This window comes from Bacillus sanguinis (assembly GCF_018332475.1).
Lineage (GTDB): Bacteria > Bacillota > Bacilli > Bacillales > Bacillaceae_G > Bacillus_A > Bacillus_A sanguinis.
The window spans coordinates 1-678 of the sequence record NZ_BOQB01000686.1 but is presented as its reverse complement, the minus strand read 5'-3'; the positions used below and the strand labels follow the sequence as shown (position 1 = coordinate 678).

Here is a 678-nt window from a genome sequence, read left to right as displayed (position 1 = left end):
ATATTGTTTTTACGTGTATTTTTTTGTATATTTTAATTGAGGTGATTGCATTGAACGGCTTTGAAAAAGTGAAAGAAAAGAAAAAACGTGCCATTAAAGAGGCAGCCTTCTTATTATTTTCAGAACGTGGATTTAATGAAGTGAAAATAGAACATATTGCAAAAGAAGCAAACGTTTCTCAAGTTACCATTTATAATCATTTCGGAAGTAAAGATGCGTTATTTCGGGAGCTTATACAAGAATTTATTATATCTGAATTTCAATATTATAAAGATCTTGCAGCGGAAAATTTACCTTTTCATGATATGATGCAAAAAATGATTGTAAGAAAAATGAATACTGGTGGGTTATTTCAAGCTGATATGTTGCTACAAATGATGCAAAGAGATGAAGAGCTCCGAGAGTTTATTTATAGTTATCAAAACGAAAAAATCCTACCTTGGTATTTAAAAATATTAGAACAAGCACAACAGAAAAGTGAAATTAACCCTCACCTTACTAAAGAAATGATGTTGCTATACATTCAAATGTTCACTAAATTAGGTGATGATTTCGGGGCACAGCTTCTTGAAGGCGATCGCGAAAAACATATTCAAGATATTGTCACTATGTTTTTCTATGGTCTTTCTGTTCCACAAAAATAAAAAGACACGAAATACTTAAAGACATATGAATAAT

Annotated in this window: 1 protein-coding gene; it reads left to right on the top strand. The window is 30.5% G+C overall.

Features of this window, described 5'->3' with window-relative positions; all coding sequences use genetic code 11:
- Nucleotides 1-23: 23 nt before the first annotated feature.
- A complete protein-coding gene (locus tag KI369_RS29210; RefSeq protein ID WP_212959073.1) occupies nt 24-644 on the top strand; it encodes a TetR/AcrR family transcriptional regulator in 621 nt (206 codons plus the stop codon).
- The last annotated feature ends 34 nt before the right edge of the window (nt 645-678 follow it).